Source organism: Rothia sp. 11273D007AR (assembly GCF_053547255.1).
On the sequence record NZ_JBPPWJ010000005.1, the window covers coordinates 100,479 to 119,077 of the forward strand.

At 59.7% G+C, this 18,599-nt stretch carries 14 protein-coding genes and 1 tRNA gene; 6 read left to right on the plus strand and 9 right to left on the minus strand.

Annotation, left to right across the window (positions count from 1 at the left end):
* Positions 1 to 26 precede the first annotated feature (26 nt).
* The 3 genes from uvrB to coaE all read right to left on the minus strand — a co-directional run bounded on the left by uvrB (position 27) and on the right by coaE (position 4,937).
* Complete coding sequence (gene uvrB, locus ACED88_RS04055) at positions 27 to 2,171, minus strand: excinuclease ABC subunit UvrB (RefSeq protein WP_237242509.1); 2,145 nt, start codon at positions 2,169 to 2,171, stop codon at positions 27 to 29.
* Positions 2,172 to 2,256: 85 nt separating this feature from the next.
* Positions 2,257 to 4,089, minus strand: a complete 1,833-nt coding sequence (locus tag ACED88_RS04060) for a BCCT family transporter (RefSeq protein ID WP_237206867.1) — start codon at positions 4,087 to 4,089, stop codon at positions 2,257 to 2,259.
* Between the two features lie 230 nt (positions 4,090 to 4,319).
* A complete protein-coding gene (coaE, locus tag ACED88_RS04065) occupies positions 4,320 to 4,937 on the minus strand; it encodes a dephospho-CoA kinase (protein WP_449108805.1) in 618 nt (205 codons plus the stop codon).
* Positions 4,938 to 5,023: 86 nt separating this feature from the next.
* Between coaE and ACED88_RS04070 the strand changes: the two genes are divergently transcribed.
* Entirely contained in the window at positions 5,024 to 5,713 is a 690-nt protein-coding gene (locus ACED88_RS04070; RefSeq protein WP_237212019.1) for an IMPACT family protein, read from the plus strand.
* On the opposite strand, the gene ACED88_RS04075 is transcribed toward ACED88_RS04070, so the two are convergent.
* The 3 genes from ACED88_RS04075 to polA form a co-directional block, all read right to left on the minus strand.
* Positions 5,710 to 7,326 (minus strand): inorganic phosphate transporter, encoded by a 1,617-nt coding sequence (locus ACED88_RS04075; protein WP_237195808.1) that lies wholly within the window; start codon positions 7,324 to 7,326, stop codon positions 5,710 to 5,712. The genes ACED88_RS04070 and ACED88_RS04075 overlap by 4 nt on opposite strands.
* Positions 7,327 to 7,552: 226 nt before the next feature.
* Positions 7,553 to 9,013, minus strand: coding sequence for a 30S ribosomal protein S1 (gene rpsA / locus ACED88_RS04080; RefSeq protein WP_237185579.1), 1,461 nt, complete (start codon positions 9,011 to 9,013; stop codon positions 7,553 to 7,555).
* Positions 9,014 to 9,342: 329 nt separating this feature from the next.
* Positions 9,343 to 12,162 (minus strand): DNA polymerase I, encoded by a 2,820-nt coding sequence (gene polA / locus ACED88_RS04085; RefSeq protein WP_449108806.1) that lies wholly within the window; start codon positions 12,160 to 12,162, stop codon positions 9,343 to 9,345.
* A gap of 78 nt (positions 12,163 to 12,240) precedes the next feature.
* On the opposite strand from polA, the gene ACED88_RS04090 reads away from it, so the two are divergent.
* The 3 genes from ACED88_RS04090 (at position 12,241) to ACED88_RS04100 (ending at position 14,249) form a co-directional block, all read left to right on the plus strand.
* Complete coding sequence (locus ACED88_RS04090; RefSeq protein ID WP_449108807.1) at positions 12,241 to 12,669, plus strand: PaaI family thioesterase; 429 nt, start codon at positions 12,241 to 12,243, stop codon at positions 12,667 to 12,669.
* 116 nt (positions 12,670 to 12,785) lie between these two features.
* The gene (locus ACED88_RS04095; RefSeq protein WP_449108808.1) at positions 12,786 to 14,054 is read left to right on the plus strand and encodes a dicarboxylate/amino acid:cation symporter; all 1,269 of its coding nucleotides are present in this window, start codon (positions 12,786 to 12,788) and stop codon (positions 14,052 to 14,054) included.
* A 24-nt stretch (positions 14,055 to 14,078) separates the two neighbouring features.
* Positions 14,079 to 14,249 (plus strand): hypothetical protein, encoded by a 171-nt coding sequence (locus tag ACED88_RS04100; RefSeq protein ID WP_449108809.1) that lies wholly within the window; start codon positions 14,079 to 14,081, stop codon positions 14,247 to 14,249.
* A 127-nt stretch (positions 14,250 to 14,376) separates the two neighbouring features.
* Here ACED88_RS04100 and ACED88_RS04105 read toward each other — a convergent pair whose 3' ends face one another.
* A complete protein-coding gene (locus tag ACED88_RS04105; protein ID WP_135012073.1) occupies positions 14,377 to 14,991 on the minus strand; it encodes an ANTAR domain-containing response regulator in 615 nt (204 codons plus the stop codon).
* Between the two features lie 208 nt (positions 14,992 to 15,199).
* On the opposite strand from ACED88_RS04105, the gene ACED88_RS04110 reads away from it, so the two are divergent.
* Positions 15,200 to 15,279: transfer RNA gene (locus tag ACED88_RS04110), tRNA-Leu, on the plus strand.
* Between the two features lie 383 nt (positions 15,280 to 15,662).
* Here ACED88_RS04110 and ACED88_RS04115 read toward each other — a convergent pair.
* Both ACED88_RS04115 and pyk read right to left on the minus strand, forming a co-directional pair.
* Positions 15,663 to 16,118, minus strand: a complete 456-nt coding sequence (locus ACED88_RS04115) for an SRPBCC family protein (protein WP_449108810.1) — start codon at positions 16,116 to 16,118, stop codon at positions 15,663 to 15,665.
* 89 nt (positions 16,119 to 16,207) lie between these two features.
* Positions 16,208 to 17,677 carry a pyruvate kinase gene (gene pyk, locus ACED88_RS04120; RefSeq protein WP_449108811.1) on the minus strand — a complete coding sequence of 490 codons (1,470 nt, stop codon included), beginning with the start codon at positions 17,675 to 17,677 and terminating at the stop codon, positions 16,208 to 16,210.
* Positions 17,678 to 18,007: 330 nt separating this feature from the next.
* Here pyk and ACED88_RS04125 point away from each other — a divergent pair, with 330 nt between their 5' ends.
* A complete protein-coding gene (locus tag ACED88_RS04125; RefSeq protein WP_449108812.1) occupies positions 18,008 to 18,598 on the plus strand; it encodes a flavodoxin domain-containing protein in 591 nt (196 codons plus the stop codon).
* The last annotated feature ends 1 nt before the right edge of the window (position 18,599 follow it).

Below are 18,599 nucleotides of genomic sequence, written 5' to 3' on the forward strand. Positions count from 1 at the left end.
GCGAGCTTCTAAAGACCCCCGGGTGCTTAGGCGTGCCCGGCTTCCTGCATAGCGCGCAGTTCCTTCTTGAGGTCGGCAATTTCATCGCGCAGGCGGCCCGCCAGCTCAAACTTGAGCTCTTCAGCGGCCTGCATCATCTGGGCGTGCATCTCTTCGATCAGACCCAGCAGGTCTTCGGCGGGAGCTGCAGCAAGGCCGTCCTGACGCACCCGGGCTTCTGCCTTCTTGAAGAGCTCTTCGGCTTCGGGGCTGGTCGCCGCGTACTTGGTGCCCTTCTTAACCGGAGCCAGCTTGCCCGATGCCCCCTTGCGGGCGGCTAGGAGCTCTGCGGTGTCTTCTGACTCGCGGGCCAGGGCGTCGGTGATGTCGGCAATTTTCTTGCGCAGGGGCTGGGGGTCGATACCGTGCTCGCGGTTGTAGGCCTGCTGAATCTCGCGGCGACGGTTGGTTTCATCGATAGCGGTGCGCATGGAGTCGGTGATTTTGTCGGCGTACATGTGCACCTGACCGCCCACGTTACGGGCGGCTCGGCCGATGGTCTGAATCAGGGAGGTGGTAGAGCGCAAGAAGCCCTGCTTGTCAGCGTCCAAAATAGCAACCAGGGAAACCTCGGGCAGGTCTAGACCCTCACGCAGCAGGTTGATGCCCACCAGCACATCGAAGACGCCCTGGCGCAGCTCGCTGAGCAGCTCCACACGGCGCAGGGTATCAACATCGGAGTGCAGGTACTGCACCTTAACCCCGTGTTCCAGCAGGTAGTCGGTGAGGTCCTCAGCCATACGCTTGGTCAGGGTCGTGACCAGCACGCGTTCGTCGCGCTCTACCCGCACACGGATCTCTTCGAGCAGGTCGTCAATCTGCCCCTCGGTCGGCTTGACCACGATTTCGGGGTCGACCAGGCCGGTGGGGCGAATAATCTGCTCCACCACCCCGTCGGCCTGGGCCAGCTCGTACTTGCCGGGAGTAGCTGAGAGGTAGACGGTCTGGCCGATGCGGTCGAGGAATTCCTCCCACTTGAGGGGGCGGTTATCCATGGCTGAGGGCAGGCGGAAGCCGTGCTCGACCAGGGTGCGCTTGCGGCTCATATCGCCCTCAAACATGGCACCGATCTGGGGAATGGTCACGTGGGATTCGTCGACAATGAGCAGGAAGTCATCGGGGAAGTAGTCCAGCAGGCAGTGCGGGGCTGTGCCGCGAGCGCGCCCGTCGATGTGGCTGGAGTAGTTTTCGATGCCGTTGCAGAAGCCCATCTGCTCCATCATCTCAAGGTCATACTGGGTGCGCATGCGCAGGCGCTGGGCTTCAACCAGTTTGTTTTGAGACTCCAGCTCCTGCAGGCGGTCGCGCAGCTCGTCCTCGATGGACGCAATGGCTCGGGCCATGCGTTCGGCGCCGGCGACGTAGTGGGAGGCCGGGAAGACGTACATTTCGGTTTCTTCGCGGATGACGTCGCCGGTGAGCGGGTGCAGGGTGTAGATAGCTTCGATTTCGTCGCCGAAAAACTCGATACGGATCGCGTTTTCTTCGTACATGGGGATGATTTCGACGGTGTCGCCGCGGACGCGGAAGGTGCCGCGGTGGAAGTCTAGGTCGTTGCGGGCATACTGCATGGAGACGAAGCGGCGCAGCAGCTCGTCCCGGTCGATTTCTTCGCCCTGGCGCAGGGTCACCATCTGGGCAACGTATTCTTCGGGGGTACCCAGGCCGTAGATGCAGGAGACGGTAGCAACCACCACAACGTCGCGGCGGGTCAGCAGGGAGTTGGTGGCGGAGTGGCGCAGGCGCTCGACTTCTTCGTTGATGGAGGAGTCTTTTTCGATGAAGGTGTCGGTCTGCGGCACGTAGGCTTCGGGCTGGTAGTAGTCGTAGTAGGAAACGAAGTACTCAACAGCGTTGTTGGGTAGCAACTCGCGCAGTTCGTTAGCTAACTGGGCAGCCAGGGTCTTGTTTTGCACCATGACCAGGGTGGGGCGCTGGACGGCCTCGATGAGCCAGGCAGACGTTGCAGATTTACCGGTGCCGGTGGCACCCATGAGCACGATGTCTTTTTCACCGTTCTGGACGCGTTCGGTCAGCTCCGCGATTGCCTTGGGCTGGTCACCAGCCGGCTGATACTCAGAGACAACTTCAAAAGGTGCAACAACACGGTTAATTTCTTGGGCAAGGCTCATGCCCTCTACCCTACCGAAAAACCCCCGACAAAACTAGAACATATGTACTAGTTTCATCGGGGGCTAACAAGCGGTCGCTCAGACCTTACTTCTTCGGGTCAATGTCGGTAGCGGGCAGGTCACCGGTTACCACAGCGGTATGAGTGCCCTGCTCTTCAGCCGGCTTTGAGGCAGCCTTCTTCGCGGCGGCGTCCTCAGCAATATCTTCGGCCGTTACCACAGGAATCTGACCGGTATTGGGAACCAGACCTTCAAACTCGGGTTCGGTGCCCAGCTCGTACTCGGGGCGAATAGTGACCTCTTCGATCGACGAGAAGTCTTCCTGAGCACGGCGGTGGTATTCCTCGATGGGGATAACCTGCTTCCACTGGCGGGTGCGCATGGGAGGCAGCTCACCGGCGTCCTCGCGTAGGGCGCGCACCAGCATCCACATCTGCATGAAGCCAATAAGCCAGACCGGGAAGCCGATCACAATAATGACGTTCTGCAGGGCGGTCAGACCGTTATCGCCTGCTGCTACCAGGATGGAAGCCGATACAACGCCGATGGAGGCAGCCCAGAAAATACCCTGCTTCTTGGGGGCCGGGTCCTCATGGCCGTTAGCAATCGCGTCCATGACCAGGGCTGCTGAGTCAATGGAGGTGATGAAGAAGATGGTAATCACCACCAGGGTCACCGCAGCGACCAGCTGGTAGAGCGGGAAGTGGCCCAGGAACTCGAAGAGGGCAGCGGGAATATCGCCTTCTTCCGCCACGGTCTGCACCAGGGTGCCGTTTTCATTGCGCTCGATATTGAAAGCGCTCAGGCCAAAGACACCAACCCACATCAGGGTAAAGGTGGTGGGGGCAGCCAGCACGCCGACAACAAACTGACGGATGGTGCGGCCCTGGGAAATCTTGGCGATAAAGAGGCCAACAAAGGGCGCCCAGGTCACAGTCCAGGCCCAGTAGAAGACCGTCCAGGAGCCAATCCAACCGGTATCTGCAAAGGCGTCGTTGAAGAGCATCATCACGGGTAGCTTCTGCAGGAAGTAGCCGGCTGACTCGATGGTGCCCAGGGTGACGAAGCGGGTTGCGCCGGTCATCAGAATGAAGATCATCAGGGAAATAGCCAGCAGAATGTTGATGTAGGACAGGCGCTTAACGCCCTTATCCATACCCATCAGCACCGAGGTAATACCGGCGGCAGTAATCACAGCAACGATAGCGGCCTGAATCCAGCCACCCAGGGGCACACCGTACATGATGCCCATACCCGAGTTAATCTGCAGGGCGCCCAGACCCACCGAAACCGCAATACCGAAAACGGTAGAAACGATAGCAACCGAGTCGATGGTCTTACCGATAGGGCCGTGGATGCGCTCACCCAGCAGGGGCTGGAAGATGGATGAGACGCGCGGGGGCAGCTTGCGCTTGTAGGTAAAGTAGCCGAAAGCCAGGGCGGGAATAGTAAGAATAATCCAGACGCCCAGGCCGATGTGCCAGTTAGCGATGGCGAGCGCTTCGAGCGCTGCATGATCCGACTGGGGCTCTACCCCGTCGTAGGGCGGGTTGGCGTAGTGGGTGATGGGTTCTGCCGCACCCCAGAAGAGCAGGACGGCACCAACACCAGCTGCGAAGAGCATACCGAACCAGGCAAGACCGGAGTACTCGGGTTCTGCGTCGTCGTCACCGATTTTGATGCGGCCGAAGCGGCTCATCGCCATGTAAATCAGGAAGAAAAAGAAGATGGCGATACCCAGGGTGTAGACCCAGCCCAGGTAGGTGATGATGAAGTCGGAGATGACGCCAATGCCATCTGACATGGCCGTTGGGAAGATCATCATCAGCAGGGTGAAGACGATGATAAAGAGTGCAGATGAGAAGAAAATGACGGGGTTGGTTCGCAGCCCCAGTCTGTCGTGTAGCTTGTTCAGCACAGGATTATCCCGGTGGAAGTACGTGTGTGACCGTGCGGGCCCCTTGCATCCACCGCCCGCACAGCGGCTGCCCGGTCTCTGGGCAACGTATCAATAATAAGAGGGCTTGGGGTTGTTTTCCAGGGGAGATAAGCCTACTTGATTTTTACACTTTCTCCTGTTCTCACCTGTTTTCACTGGTCACAACCAGATTTTTTAGACCATACGTTCAAATAATGCTAGCTAAAAATTTATTCATGTAACGAGTCCGCTGTGATTTTGGCAAAGACCTCGCGCACCTGCGCAGCGGTGCGCTCTAAACTTCCCGAATTATCAATGACCCAGGTGGCAATAGCCCGGCGCTGCTCGTCACTGGCCTGCGCAGCAATGCGGGCGCGGGCGTCCGCCTCACTCATGCCGCGCACCTCAACCAGGCGGCGCAGCCGCTCCTGGCGCTGCGCCTCAACCACAATCACCGCATCAAAGTCTGCCGCCTGACCGGTCTCGGCCAGCAGGGGGATATCCTCAACAATGACGGCGCCCTCCCCCAGCTTCTGCACCGCCACCTCACGCTGCCGCGCAGCTTCAGCCCGCACCGCCGGGTGCACGATGGCGTTCAGACGGGCACGGGCAGACTCGTCCGCAAAGACCAGGGACGCCAGGGCAGCCCGGTCAAGCTCCCCGGTAGGGGTCAAAACACCCTCGCCAAAGGCGCGGACGGTCTCAGCCAACACCGCCTGGCCCGGCTCCATCAGCTGACGGGAGATAGCATCGGCGTCAATCAGCACAGCCCCGCACTCCACCAGCATCTTCGCCACCGTCGACTTACCCGACCCGATACCGCCGGTCAGACCAATTCTCGCAACCACAGGCGTCCTTTCGTCTCTAAGCTTCGGGCAGGTGCCCGCTCCCACCAGCCTACGCGCCCCACCGACTGCACACTAGAATAGACACCATGACTGATGAAACCCGCGCCAACCGCTACACCGTGCTCGCTACCCGCACCGAGACCCGGCACCTGTTAGAAATCAAGCGCAGTGAGTTCATCGGCTATGTTCAGCGCGTGGAAACTGAAGAAGAGGCCCGCGCTTTTATTGAGTCCAAGCGCAAGGCCTACCACGATGCCCGCCATGTCTGCTCTGCTTTTATCATCGGGGCAGACCGGCAGACCCAGCGCTCCAACGACGACGGCGAGCCCGCAGGTACCGCTGGGATTCCCATGCTCCAGGCCCTGCTGGCCCGCCGCACCGAAGGGCGCAACGGCGAAACCACCGACCTCTCCGATATCTGCGCTGTGGTGGTGCGCTATTTCGGTGGTATCAAGCTGGGTGCCGGTGGGCTGGTGCGTGCCTATACGGACGCGGTGGTCGCCACCCTAGACGCCGCTCCCCTGGTGCCCCGCGAGCGCCTGCGACTGGGAACCGTTACCGCCTCCCACGCCGAGGCAGGACGCTTCGAGAACGACCTGCGTGCGCTGGGCTACACGGTACTGGGTACAGATTACACAGCCAGCGGCGCCCACATCACCCTGGGTGTTTTTGATGATGCGGCAACCCGCGCCCAAACAGAAACGGCCCTGGCCGAGCTGACAGCCGGCGCAGGGCACATTTCGTGGGGTGAAACCCAGTGGGTTGATTTAGCCTAGAAGATTGCTGAAATAGCCAGCACACCTACCGAGCCGATAGCGGCTGAGATGGGCAGGGTGATGATCCAGGCAAGGGCAATGGGTCGCATGAGCTTCCAGTTAGCTGAGCGGTTGACGATACCGACGCCCAGCACCGCACCGATCAGGATGTGGGTGGACGAAACGGGCAGACCCAGAACAGACGCAGCCATAACCACACCGGCAGCGGCCAGCTCAGCGGCAAAGCCCGATGAGGGGTGCATCTTGGTCAGGCCGTGACCGACGGTAGCAATCACGTTACGACCCACAAACCAAAGACCCACGATGAGGGCGATACCGAAGGCCACCAGAGCGGGCATAGGCACGACGGCCTCGTCGCCAATGGCACCGGTCTTGAGCACATCAAGAATTGCCACGAAGGGGCCGATAGCGTTGGCGATATCGTTGGCACCGTGGCTAAAGGCGAAGGCAGCTGCGGTGAAGACCTGCAACCAGGCAAAGATGGTAAAGGTGGCGCGGGAGAGTTCCTGCTTCTGCAGGCTGCGGGCAAAGACGGAAACACTCACCCAGGCGATAGCCGCAACCATCACCATAATCATGACGTTACCCATGGTTGAGATACCCAGCTCCAGGTTATCCAGACCCTTGAAGAGCAGCATGGCTGCAATCAGAGCCGCGCCAAAGGCAGCCAGGATAGGCACATAAACCTCAAGTGCCCGGTGGGAGTCAGCGCGCTTAGCCTTCTGGTCAAGCTTGTGCACCTGGCGGTAGTACTCGCTCTCGGGGGCCTCGGGGTCAAGCTTCTTGAGCTTGAACTTCTTCTTGCGCAGCATAGCGTTGGAGTAGGCGTCCTGCTGCAGGTCGGTGATGCGCTGGAAACCGTCGTGCGGGGTGTGGGCTGCGCGCTCTTCTTCCTGGTGCTTCTTGATTTCGAGCATGGCCGCATCGACCTTCTCGTTGTAGCCCAGGATGTACTTCTTGATGAAGCCAAAGAGAACCCAGGCGAAGAGACCGCCCAGGAGCGGTGAAAGAACCCAAGAAATGGCAATCTGGCCGATCTTGCTCCACTGCACCATGTCCATGCCGCCGGTGCCGGTGGTGAAGCCGATGGTCAGGGCCGCACCCACGATACCGCCGATGATGGAGTGGGTGGTAGAGACGGGCCAGCCCATCTTGGTGGCGACCAGCAGCCAGATAGCTGCGCCCAGAAGGGCTGCCATCATGATGTAGACGAACTGCATGGGGTCCAGGTCGATAGCACCCAGGTCGACGATGCCTGAACGCACAGTGTCGGTGACCGAACCGCCAGCGATCACAGCGCCCGATACCTCGAAGACAGCCGCGATGAGCAGGGCCTGCTTGATGGTCAGGGTACCCGCGCCCACGGAGGTTCCGAAGGAGTTCGCTACGTCGTTACCTCCAATATTGAAGGCCATGAAGAGACCCAGGAGGACGGCTGCGATAAGGACGAGGGTGCGAGCTGACTGGTCGACGTAGTTGAGGGACCAGAGTGTAAAGAGTGTCAGTGAGACAGCCATGAGGCCGCCGAAGGCGAGGTGCCACCATTTGTCGGTGGTGTCTCGTTGCAACGCGGGGGTTGCGAGATGTGAACCCGAATTCGCGCTGGAATCCACGAGTCCCCCTTTGAGGTTGTGTTCATACGGTCTTAAGGCAAAATTTGAGCCCTGTTAATAGTCTGGGGAAAAGGTTAACGCAAGGTTAACTAACCCTAGCCTGAGCATGAACTATAGGCATGACGCCCGCCTCTACGCCCTCGCACGCACGTTGCACCCTACAAACAAGGGCCCCTCCCACCCGAAGGTGGAAGGGGCCCTTGATTGCTGTGACTAATTCAGAGAATTAGTTACCGGTCAGCTTCTTGCGTAGCTCAGCCAGTGCCTCATCGGAAGCCAGGGTGCCGGTTTCGGCAGGCTTCTCGGATGAGTATGAGGTGGGTGCAGCTTCGGCGGGAGCGGACGCGGGGGCAGCAGCTGCTGCTTCTGCGTCGGCTTCGAGAGCCTTGGCAACCTGTACCTTGTGAGCTTCCCAGCGAGCCTGGGCGTCAGCGTACTGCTGCTCCCATGCTGCACGCTGGGTTTCGAAGCCTTCGAGCCATTCGTTGGTCTCGGGGTCGAAGCCCTCGGGGTACTTGTAGTTGCCTTCTTCGTCGTACTCTGCAGCCATGCCGTAGAGAGCGGGGTCGAACTCGGTGGACTCGGGGTCTACACCTTCGTTGGCCTGCTTCAGTGACAGGGAGATGCGGCGACGGTCGAGGTCGATGTCGATAACCTTGACGAACAGTTCGTCACCGACGGAGACAACCTGCTCTGCCAGGTCCACGTGGCGAACGGCGAGTTCGGAGATGTGGACGAGGCCTTCGATGCCGTCTTCAACGCGAACGAATGCGCCGAAGGGTACGAGCTTGGTGACCTTACCGGGTACAACCTGACCCAGTGCGTGGGTGCGAGCGAATGCCTGCCAGGGATCTTCCTGGGTAGCCTTCAGTGACAGTGAGACGCGCTCACGGTCGTGATCAACTTCGAGGACCTCAACGGTGACTTCGTCGCCAACTTCGACAACCTCTGAGGGGTGGTCGATGTGCTTCCAGGAGAGCTCGGATACGTGGACGAGACCGTCAACGCCGCCGAGGTCAACGAAGGCACCGAAGTTAACGATGGAGGAGACAACGCCGGTACGAACCTGGCCCTTTTCGAGCTGGTTGAGGAAGGTTGAGCGGACCTCTGACTGGGTCTGCTCGAGCCATGCACGGCGTGACAGAACAACGTTGTTGCGGTTCTTGTCGAGCTCGATGATCTTGGCTTCGATTTCCTGGCCGATGTAGGGTGCCAGGTCGCGGACGCGACGCATTTCGACGAGTGAAGCGGGGAGGAAGCCACGCAGGCCGATGTCGAGGATAAGACCACCCTTGACGACCTCGATGACGGTACCGGTAACGACGCCGTCTTCTTCCTTGACCTTCTCGATGTCGCCCCAGGCGCGCTCGTACTGTGCGCGCTTCTTGGAGAGAATCAGGCGGCCTTCCTTGTCTTCCTTGGTGAGGACAAGAGCTTCAACGGTGTCACCAACAGAAACAACTTCGTCGGGATCTACGTCGTGCTTGATGGAAAGTTCACGTGAGGGGATGACGCCTTCGGTCTTGTAACCGATGTCGAGCAGTACCTCGTCGTGGTCAACCTTGACAACTTCGCCTGAAACGAGATCGCCGTCGTTGAAGTACTTGATGGTTGCGTCGACTGCTGCGAGGAATTCTTCTTCGTTGCCGATGTCGTTGATTGCAACCTGGGGAACGTTGGTGCTCATAGAGAGTAGGGCTCCAATATGGATAGTTTTCTAGGTCAATACAGGCAGGGCCTTACTGGGTCCCGCGGTGTAGCTTGTGGCTGTGGGCGGGGTAAGGTCCGCATGGTTCTCTGTATTGAGCGTTGATACGGACAATATGATGTGCGGGTGCGACGCACGCCAAAGCGGGCACTGTACACGCACAGATTCAAGTCTAGGGCTCGTGCGGGTGCCGGTCAATGGTTTGGTGGGCGTTTTCACCGCGTGTTCACGGGAAAGTGGGGTGATGTTGGTCTTAACCCGCGCCCGGGTGTGTTGCACCGGCGTCCGCACGTATCTTTCCCGCCCTGCTAGTGCCCTGCCTCGTGCCAGGAGCGGCCCCAGCCGACCTGCACGTCCAGGGGCACGCGCAGGGAGGCAGCCCCGCTCATTTCTTCCACCAGGATGGTCTCTGCAATCTTTTCTTCGCCTGCGGCGACCTCGAGAATGAGTTCATCGTGAACCTGGAGGAGCATACGGGTGGCCAGGTTTTCGCGGCGCAGGCGTTCGTCGATGTTGATCATGGCGATTTTAATGATGTCGGCGGCCGTGCCCTGAATGGGCGAGTTAAGGGCTGCGCGTTCAGCAGCTTCGCGTCGCTGACGGTTGGACGAGGCCAAGTCGGGCAGCGCGCGGCGACGGCCAAACATGGTCTCGGTGTAGCCGGTCTTGTGGGCCTCGCGCACGATGGAGCGCAGGAACCTGCCGACCTTACCGAAGCGCTGGAAGTAGTTGGTGCGCAGGCTGGTCGCTTCGTCCACGCTGATCCCCAGTTGCTTTGACAGGCCGAAGGGTGAGAGGCCGTAGGCAAGGCCGTAGCTCATGGCCTTGACCTTAGAGCGCATCTCGGGGGTCACGTCTTCTGGCGCTACCCCGAACACCTCTGAACCGACGAAGCGGTGCAGGTCCTCCCCCGCCTGGTAAGCGGCGATGAGGTCTTCGTCGTCCGACAGGTGCACCATGATACGCATTTCAATCTGGGAGTAGTCAGCAGTCAGCAGGGTGGTGTAGTCGGTGCTGTCAACCGGTTCGGGGGCCACGACAAAAGCGTCGCGGATCTTGCGGCCTTCTTCGGTGCGAATCGGTATGTTCTGCAGGTTGGGGTCGGTTGACGAGAGGCGACCGGTAGCCGCGACGTTCTGCTGGTAGGTGGTGTGGATGCGGCCGTCTGCGGCGGTTGCCTTACCCAGCCCCTCTACGGTCTGCTTGAGCTTGGTGTAGTCGCGGTAGGTTTGCAGCTCGCCTAGGAAGGAGGCCCCCTGGCTCTCGGGGTCTACCTGACCGAGGATTCCCGCAAGCGAGTCGGCGTCGGTGGAGTAGCCGCTCTTGAGTTTGCGGGTGGTCGGTAGGCCTAGCTCGTCAAAGAGGACGCCCTGCAGCTGCTTGGGGGACGAAAGGTTGACCTCGTGGCCCAGAATTTCGTAGGCCGCGTCGGTGGCGCGGGTGACGTGTTCACCGTAGTAGCCCTTGAGTTCTGAGATGGCGCTGGCGTCGATTGCTACACCGGCGATTTCCATGCGGGCCAGGGCGGACGCAGCCGGCAGCTCAATTTCTTCGTAGAGGCCGAGCTGGTTTTTGGCAACCAGGTCAAGGTGTAGGGCGTAGGCCAATTCTTGTACATGGCGGGCGGCAAGGGCCTGATAGTCGGTATCGACAGCAGGTTCGAGCGAGAAGAGCTCCCCCTGGTCTTCCTGTTCAGGGGCGGCCGGGTAGGTCTGCCCCAGGTAGTCGCGGGTGAGGTCTTCGAGCATCTCGCGGTGACCGCGGCGACGGGCAGTGGGGATGAAGCCACAGACGTAGGAAGAGAGAACCGGGTCTTCAATGACGCCCGCTAGGGGCAGGTCGTAGGCGGCGAGCGACTTAAAGTTCTGCTTAACATCGAAGGTGATTTTGGGGGCGGACGCGTCCCCCAGCCAGTCGCGCAGAGCGGCACGGACGCCGTCCGCCTGCTTCTCAAAATCAAGGTAGGCTGCGCGGGCACCGGCAACCAGCATGAGGCCGTGCAGGGTCTGGCCGTGGGCCAGCCCCTTTTCACCGGTCTGCTCATCGGCCACAGGCCAGAGGGTGATGGCCTGCGCCAGGCGTTCAGGCACTTCGACCGACCGTTCAACCGCCGCGAGCGCTTCGGGGGCAGCCGCCAGGAAGGCGGTGAGGTCGTCCGCGCTGGTGAGGGTCTCAACCATTTCAATATCAATCTCAACCGCAGGTGTAGCTTGCTGCATGCCCTCAAAGAGCTCAGCGACGCGCTTGCGAATAGAATTGAACTCCAGGTAATCAAAGAGCTCTTCAAGCTCCTCAGCGTTAGGGCCGTAGCCCTCAGCGTCATCGAGGGTTACCGGCAGGTCAAGGTCGTCCACCAGGCGGTTGAGGCGGCGATTGCGCAGCACGTCGTCGATATGCTCGCGCAGGGCCTCCCCCTTCTTACCCTTAATCTTCTCAGCATTGTCCAGCACACCCTTGAGATCACCGTATTCGTTAATCCACTTGGCAGCAAAGCCAGGGCCCACACCGGGCACGCCCGGCAGGTTGTCCGCCTGCTCGCCAGTGAGGGCAGCAAGATCGGGGTAAAGGTGAGGTGCAACCTTATACTTTTCCTCGACGGCAGCCGGGGTCATGTAGCGGATACCCTTGGTAGGGCCGGTCGTGACCGGGTACAGCACAGTAACGGTATCGGTCACCAGCTGGAAGGCATCGCGGTCACCCGACACAATCTGCACCTCAAAGCCAGCCTCCCGCCCCTGACGGGTGTAGGTAGCAACAATATCGTCAGCCTCATAGCGCGGCAGGGTCACCGAAGGAATGTTCAGGGCCGCCAGGGCCTTCTGAATCAGCTCGATCTGACCAAAGAACTCCTGTGGGGTTTCATTACGCCCACCCTTATACTCACCGTATTCCTCGGTGCGGAAGGTTCCGCCAGAGAGGTCAAAGGCCACAATAATGTGGCTGGGCTGCTCATTTTTAATCAGAGAAATCAGGGTTGAGAGGAAGCCATGGACCGCGTTGGTGTGCTGGCCCTCAGTATTCACAAAGACATCCACCGGGGTGCCGTAGAAAGAACGGAAAGCCAGGGAATGCCCGTCAATGAGCATGAGCTTACCGGGTGCAGGTGCAGAAGTTTCAGGTCTAGTCATCACGCCTACCATCCTACCGTCTGCCCCTGCCCTACGATTGAAGGCAGACAATCTCCCCCTATTTTCTAAGGAGCACCCATGACCGAGACCCAGGAGCAGGACGCCCGCTACCAGCAGATCCTTGAACGGCTAGGGGTAGGGGCCCTGGCGCAGAAGCTGGGTATCACTATTCTCGAAGCCTCCCCCGAACTGACCGTCGCCACCATGCCGGTGGAGGGCAACACCCAGCCGGTGGGCCTGCTTCACGGCGGCGCCTCTGCCGCCCTGGCAGAAACCCTGGGGTCTATCTCTGCCTTTCTTTCGGTGGCAGAGCAGAAGAAGGCTGCTGTGGGCATTGATTTGAACATCACCCACCTGCGCTCGGTTCGTTCCGGAACCGTCACCGCGACCTGCCGGGCGATCAAGCTGGGCCGCACCGTCTGCGTCCACGCCATTGATATCACCGACGATGCGGGCAAACTCATCGCTACCGCCCGCATCACCAACAACATCATTAACCTGCCCTAGCGATTTACTCTAACCCCGGCGTCCGCCCCTTAACTCAGGGCGCCTCTGGCGGCGTCCTGATAAACTGACACAGTCCGTGCAAACGCACACAAGACCACACAACACCAAGGAACCCCATGAAGAAGATTCCTCTGCTCGTGTGGATTATCGTCGCAATCCTCGGCGGTATCCTCATCGGTGCCTTCACCCCCGGCCTTATCTCCGGCATCAACGACGCCCTGGGAACAGCCATTCCCACCGACTTCGTCGTCCAGCTCTTTGTCTCCTTCTCTACCGTCTTTAGCGCCTTCCTGAGCTTCGCGATTCCGCTGATTATCATCGGCTTCATCGTGCCCGGTATCGGCTCACTGGCCAAGGGCGCAGGCAAACTGCTCGGCACCACCGTTGGCTTGGCCTACACCTCCTCCATTGCAGCGGGCTTCCTTGCCGTGACCGTGGCCCACTTCATCTACCCCATCATCCTCAAGGGCCAGCAGCTCACCGCCTTCGAAAACCCCGAAGAAGCCCTCTCAGCCGGCTACCTGGAATTCACCCTTGACCCCATCATGTCGGTCATGAGCGCCCTGATTCTAGCCTTCATCATGGGCCTGGGCATCACCGCTCTGAACAGCAAGAACATGCTGAACCTCTTCCAGGATTTCCAGACCATCATCGAAAAGCTCCTGGGCTACGTCATCATCCCCCTGCTGCCCGTCCATATCGTCGGCGTCTTCGCCAACATGACCATGGCAGGCCAGGTCGGCCAGATTCTTGCGGTCTTCGGCAAGGTCTTCATCATGGTCATCATCCTGCACTGGGTCATGCTGGCTATCCAGTACACCGTTGCCGGCGCCGCCTCCAAGCGCAACCCCATCACCATGCTGCGCGGCATGCTGCCCGCCTACTTCACCGCGATCGGCACCCAGTCCTCAGCCGCCACTATCCCCGTGACCGTGGCGTCCGCTAAGAACGTGGGTATCAAGGGCAAGATCGTGGACTTCGCAATCCCCCTCTGCGCTACCATTCACCTCTCAGGCTCCATGATCACCATTACCTCCTGCGCGGTTGCCGTGGTGTACATGACCAGCGGCTCCCTCAGCTTCACCGCCATGATTCCCGTGGTTCTGGTTCTGGGCCTCATGATGGTTGCAGCCCCCGGCGTGCCCGGCGGCGCCGTAATGACCGCTATCGGCCTGCTCCAGTCCATGCTGGGCTTCGATGAGTCCATGATTGCCCTGATGATCGCTCTCTACCTGGCCCAGGACTCCTTCGGCACCGCCACCAACGTCACCGGTGACGCCGCTATCGCCTCACTCACCGAGCGCGTGGCTAAGGCCTTCGGTGCGGACGAGGACGACCTGCCCGAGACCGACGAGCGCGACGGCAGCCTGGCAGCAGCCCACTAACCTCTAGTTCACGAAAGGCCCACCATGACCGCAGCACGCCGCAAACTCATCGGCAATGTCTTCCTGGTACTGACCCTCATCTTCACGGTGACGGCCTTGAGCCAGGGCGGCCTCTGGTGGGCCGCTGTGACTATCAGCGCCGCTATTACCCTCTGGGGAATCGGAACTAAGAGCGACCATAAGGACGCCCTCTAGCTCCCCGTAAGAGGGGGGGCGGACGCCTACCCCGCCGGCAGGCGTCCGCCCCCCCTTTGAATACAGCAAAGCCCGCTCCAGCAATACGACGCTGGGGCGGGCTTTGTTACAGGCTAGGGGTGCTACCCTACTGAACCTGCTTGACGATGGTTTCGGCGACCTCGCGCATGGAGAGGCGGCGGTCCATGGAGGTCTTCTGAATCCAGCGGAAGGCCTCGGGCTCGCTCAGGCCCATCTTGGTCATCAGCAGGGACTTAGCGCGGTCAACCAGCTTGCGAGTCTCGAACTGTTCCTTGATGCTGGTGACTTCATCCTGAAGGGCACGGATCTGCTCGTAGCGGCTGATGGCCACCTCGATAGCAGGGATGAGGTCATTGGGGGTAAAGGGCTTGACCACGTAGGCCATTGCACCTGCCTCGGTGGCGCGGTCCACCAGCTCTTTCTGGCTGAAGGCGGTGAGCAGGACGACCGGGGCCAGCTGCTGCTCGCTAATCTGACCCGCTGCTTCGATGCCGTCCATGATCGGCATGTTGACGTCCATGAGGACCAGGTCGGGACGGTGTTCTTCGGCCAGTTCTACAGCCTTCTTGCCGTTGTCTGTTTCGGCAATGACGTTAAAGCCCTGGTCTTTGAGGATTTCGACGATGTCGAGGCGAATCAGCGCCTCGTCTTCAGCGACGACGACGGTGCGTGCGGGCTGCTGATCGTGGTTCTCGGGCTCCTGGGTGGTCTGCTCTGACATACCCTGCTCCTTAGGTCATTTCAGCGTTTAGTTGAGGTTCGCTATCTATTTTCGCACGCGCACAACCCTGTGGGCGTGCATGCAACGGGTGACGGTGCGTACCCTCATCGATTCCTATCTTAGTCGGGGGCGGGTTCTTTCTTCCAGGGTGAGGGCCGATTGGCTTTTAGCGGGCAAAAACGTGTATTGTAGAAGAGCTTTCGCACTTGCCCAAGTGGCGGAATTGGCAGACGCGCCGCACTCAAAATGCGGTTCTTCGGAGTGTGGGTTCGAGTCCCACCTTGGGCACAAAATAAGCCCCTGACCTGGTAAAACATTCCAGGTCGGGGGCTTTTCTTTGCCCTCTCAAAAACGGCGTGAACCCCTTTTTGAACCCCATTTCATTTTTAGGCCAGCTCGCGCCGCTCATCAAGCGAAATAATCTACACTGAAAAAACCCGCCCGCCCCGAAGGGGGGGCGGGCGGGCTGGTGAGGATACAAGACCGAAGCCAGGCTTTGATCTTGTGGTTCCTACGGCGGTTCGATTCAAAACCAAATCTCCGGTCCTGAATCACCACAACAAGTCTACACCTGTCAGTCAGGTTAAAGTTCATTCATCAATCACAATAGGCAACTGTGACCCCTATATGACGAAGGACTTTCCCACAGGCAAGCGGTGCCAGCAGGCGTCCTAACCCTCTGCTGCCGCTTTGAGGCGGGCCAGCCCGCGCTCAAAATCAGCACCGATACGCTTTTGCATATTAAAGACCTTGAACATTACTTTCATGATCAGGTTCTGCTCACCGCTCATCGACCAGGCAACTGCGGTACCGCCCTCGGTAGGCTGTAGCTTGAAGTGGCTACGGTTCTTAGCGGCCCAGGGCTTGATGAATTCAATATCAACCTCAACCAGGTTGTCCTCTACCGTCACTACGGTCATGCGGCCCTCACCGGCCTTCTTGTTACCAGCCCAGGCCATCTTTGCGCCGACGCCTCTCTCGGCACCCGAGTAGGCCTGCTGCATGGCGGGGTCAAGTTCCTGCCAGGGCGACCAGTTTTCCCAGGCGTGCAGGTCCTCAAGCAGGGAGCGGACGCGCTCAAGGGGCGCGTCGATAACGGTGGAGCGAGTGAGAAAAGTATTTGTCATATCAACTAGTCTACAGAGACAAGGGCCCCGCCACTTCAGGTCTTGAAGTGGCGGGGCCCTTAGCCTGGCTTCGCGGAGCCGCTTATCCCTTAGTCAGTGAAGGGACCGACGGTTTCGCGAGCTTCAGGCAGCACAGCACCGGCGTCATCAAGGTCACCAACGCGGTGGACCTTGACGGTGTTGGTGGAGCCAGCAACACCGGGAGGTGAACCGGCAGCCATGACGATCATGTCGTTAGCCTGAGCCAGGCCGTTGGCCAGCATGTAGCGGTCAACCACGGCGGTCATCTCGTCGGTGTCCTTAGCGGTGGGTGAAACCGCTGCCTCAACGCCCCATAGCAGGGAGAGGAAGGCACGCACGGAGGGCTCGGGGGTCAGGGCAAGCACAGGCTTGGCCGGACGCAGGCGGGCCAGACGGCGGGCGGTGTCGCCAGACTGGGTGAAGGTGGCGATGTACTTAACATCCAGCTGGTCAGCGATGTTGACCGCTGCGCGGGTGATAGCGCCACCGCGGGTCTTGGGTGAGGTGCCCAGTTCGGGAACGCGGAAGAGGCCGCGCTCTTCGGTGGACTTGATGATGCGAGCCATGGTCTGGATGGTGATGATGGGGTACTTACCCACTGAGGTTTCACCGGAGAGCATGACAGCGTCGGCACCGTCGAGGATAGCGTTAGCGCAGTCAGATGCCTCTGCACGGGTGGGGGTGGGGTTCTGGATCATGGTTTCCAGCACCTGGGTTGCCACGATAACGGGCTTTGCCCAGCGGCGAGCCAGCTCAATGGCGCGCTTCTGCACCAGGGGAACCTCTTCGAGGGGGAACTCCACGCCCAGGTCGCCACGGGCTACCATGATGCCGTCGAACTTATCGACGATGTCCTGCAGGTTTTCAACAGCCTGGGGCTTTTCAATCTTGGCGATGACGGCGATCTTGCGGCCCTCTTCTGCCATGATTTCGTGAACGCGCTGGATGTCGTCGCCGGAGCGGACGAAGGAGAGAGCGATGATGTCAACGCCCAGGTTCAGGGCGAAACGCAGGTCGCGTTCGTCCTTTTCGGTCAGGGCGGGAATGGAGACAGCAACGCCGGGCAGGTTGATGCCCTTGTTGTTGGAGATGGGGCCACCGACGATGACGCGGGTGGTCACGGTGGTCTCGTCAACCTCGATAGCTTCGAGGCGGATCTTACCGTCGTCGATCAGCAGGGTGTCGCCGGGCTTGACGTCGCCGGGCAGGCCCTTGAAGGTGGTACCGCAGATTTCCTTGGTGCCTTCAACATCTTCGATGGTGATCTTGAAGGTGTCGCCGGGTTCGAGAACCTCAGCGCCGTTCTTGAAGGTTTCGAGGCGAATCTTGGGGCCCTGAAGGTCGGCGAGAATCGCGACGTTGTGACCAAGCTTTTCGGCCTGCTCGCGGATGGTTGCATATGAGTTGGTGTGAACCTCGTGGTCACCGTGGCTCATGTTCAGGCGGGCGACGTTCATGCCCGCTTCGATAGCCGCTGCAATCTTCTCGGGAGCAGAAATTGCGGGGCCAATAGTACAAACAATCTTTGCGCGTCTCATCAATCAACCTTAGGTTTGTAGGGGTCTGAGAACCTTTGGTGCGGTTTCTGTCGATAGGGAATCAACAACCAACATATTCACAGATAGTCAGCATGAAACCAACATGTCCACACCCCATTATACGTTGTTTCGTGAGGTTTTGGTGGAGGCATTGGGCACTTTTTGTGTAAATATTCGACACAAACCCCACCAAAACACACATAAACAGTCATAAACAAACAAAATATGTCATCTAGCTTGTCAGCTTTGAGAACACACACCGGTAGCGCGGTATTCTGTATGCAGAAGCCCCGGTAAGCCACCGGCCCGCCAACAAACGAAAGAGTGCCCATGCCTACCCCCAACGTCCTGATCCTCTTCGGTTCAACCTACGGCCACACCGAACGCTACGCCCACTGGATTGCCGAAGACCTGCGCGCCCACGCGTCCGCCCCCCAGGTCTCCCTCTCCCCCGTTGCCGAAGCAACCGACGAGATGATCGAAGCAGCCGACGTTCTCATCGTCGGTGCCAGCTATCTAGGTGGCTTCCTCACCGGTGCCCCCACCCTGCGCAAGCGCCGCGAAGCCATGCTCAAGGTACCCAACCGCGTCTTCTACACCGTCTCCTTCAACGGCACCGAGGTTTACCCCCGCTCCTACCTGGACGAGCGCGTCCTGAAGAGCTACAAGGCAGACGTCGCCGGTGACCGCCCCGCCTTCCACTTCCGTGGGGGCCTCAAGATGGACGAAATGTCCAAGCTCCACAAGACCGCCCTGACCGGCGTCAAGACCGCCTACAAGCTCAAGCCCAAGCAGAACGAGTACGACAAGCAGCTCATCGAGGCCTTCGAAAACGGCGGCGCCGACCACACCAACCGCGAATGGACCAAGCCCCTGGTCGCCGAGGTTGAAACCTACCTGACCGATATCGCAGCCGCCTAGC

Coding starts and splice junctions, on each gene's coding strand:
- uvrB (WP_237242509.1), bottom strand. CDS start 2,171: ATGAGCCTTGCCCAAGAAATTAACCGTGTTGTTGCACCTTTTGAAGTT.
- ACED88_RS04070 (WP_237212019.1), top strand. CDS start 5,024: ATGACTGATGAAACCCGCGCCAACCGCTACACCGTGCTCGCTACCCGC.
- rpsA (WP_237185579.1), bottom strand. CDS start 9,013: ATGAGCACCAACGTTCCCCAGGTTGCAATCAACGACATCGGCAACGAA.
- polA (WP_449108806.1), bottom strand. CDS start 12,162: ATGACTAGACCTGAAACTTCTGCACCTGCACCCGGTAAGCTCATGCTC.
- ACED88_RS04090 (WP_449108807.1), top strand. CDS start 12,241: ATGACCGAGACCCAGGAGCAGGACGCCCGCTACCAGCAGATCCTTGAA.
- ACED88_RS04095 (WP_449108808.1), top strand. CDS start 12,786: ATGAAGAAGATTCCTCTGCTCGTGTGGATTATCGTCGCAATCCTCGGC.
- ACED88_RS04100 (WP_449108809.1), top strand. CDS start 14,079: ATGACCGCAGCACGCCGCAAACTCATCGGCAATGTCTTCCTGGTACTG.
- ACED88_RS04105 (WP_135012073.1), bottom strand. CDS start 14,991: ATGTCAGAGCAGACCACCCAGGAGCCCGAGAACCACGATCAGCAGCCC.
- ACED88_RS04115 (WP_449108810.1), bottom strand. CDS start 16,118: ATGACAAATACTTTTCTCACTCGCTCCACCGTTATCGACGCGCCCCTT.
- pyk (WP_449108811.1), bottom strand. CDS start 17,677: ATGAGACGCGCAAAGATTGTTTGTACTATTGGCCCCGCAATTTCTGCT.
- ACED88_RS04125 (WP_449108812.1), top strand. CDS start 18,008: ATGCCTACCCCCAACGTCCTGATCCTCTTCGGTTCAACCTACGGCCAC.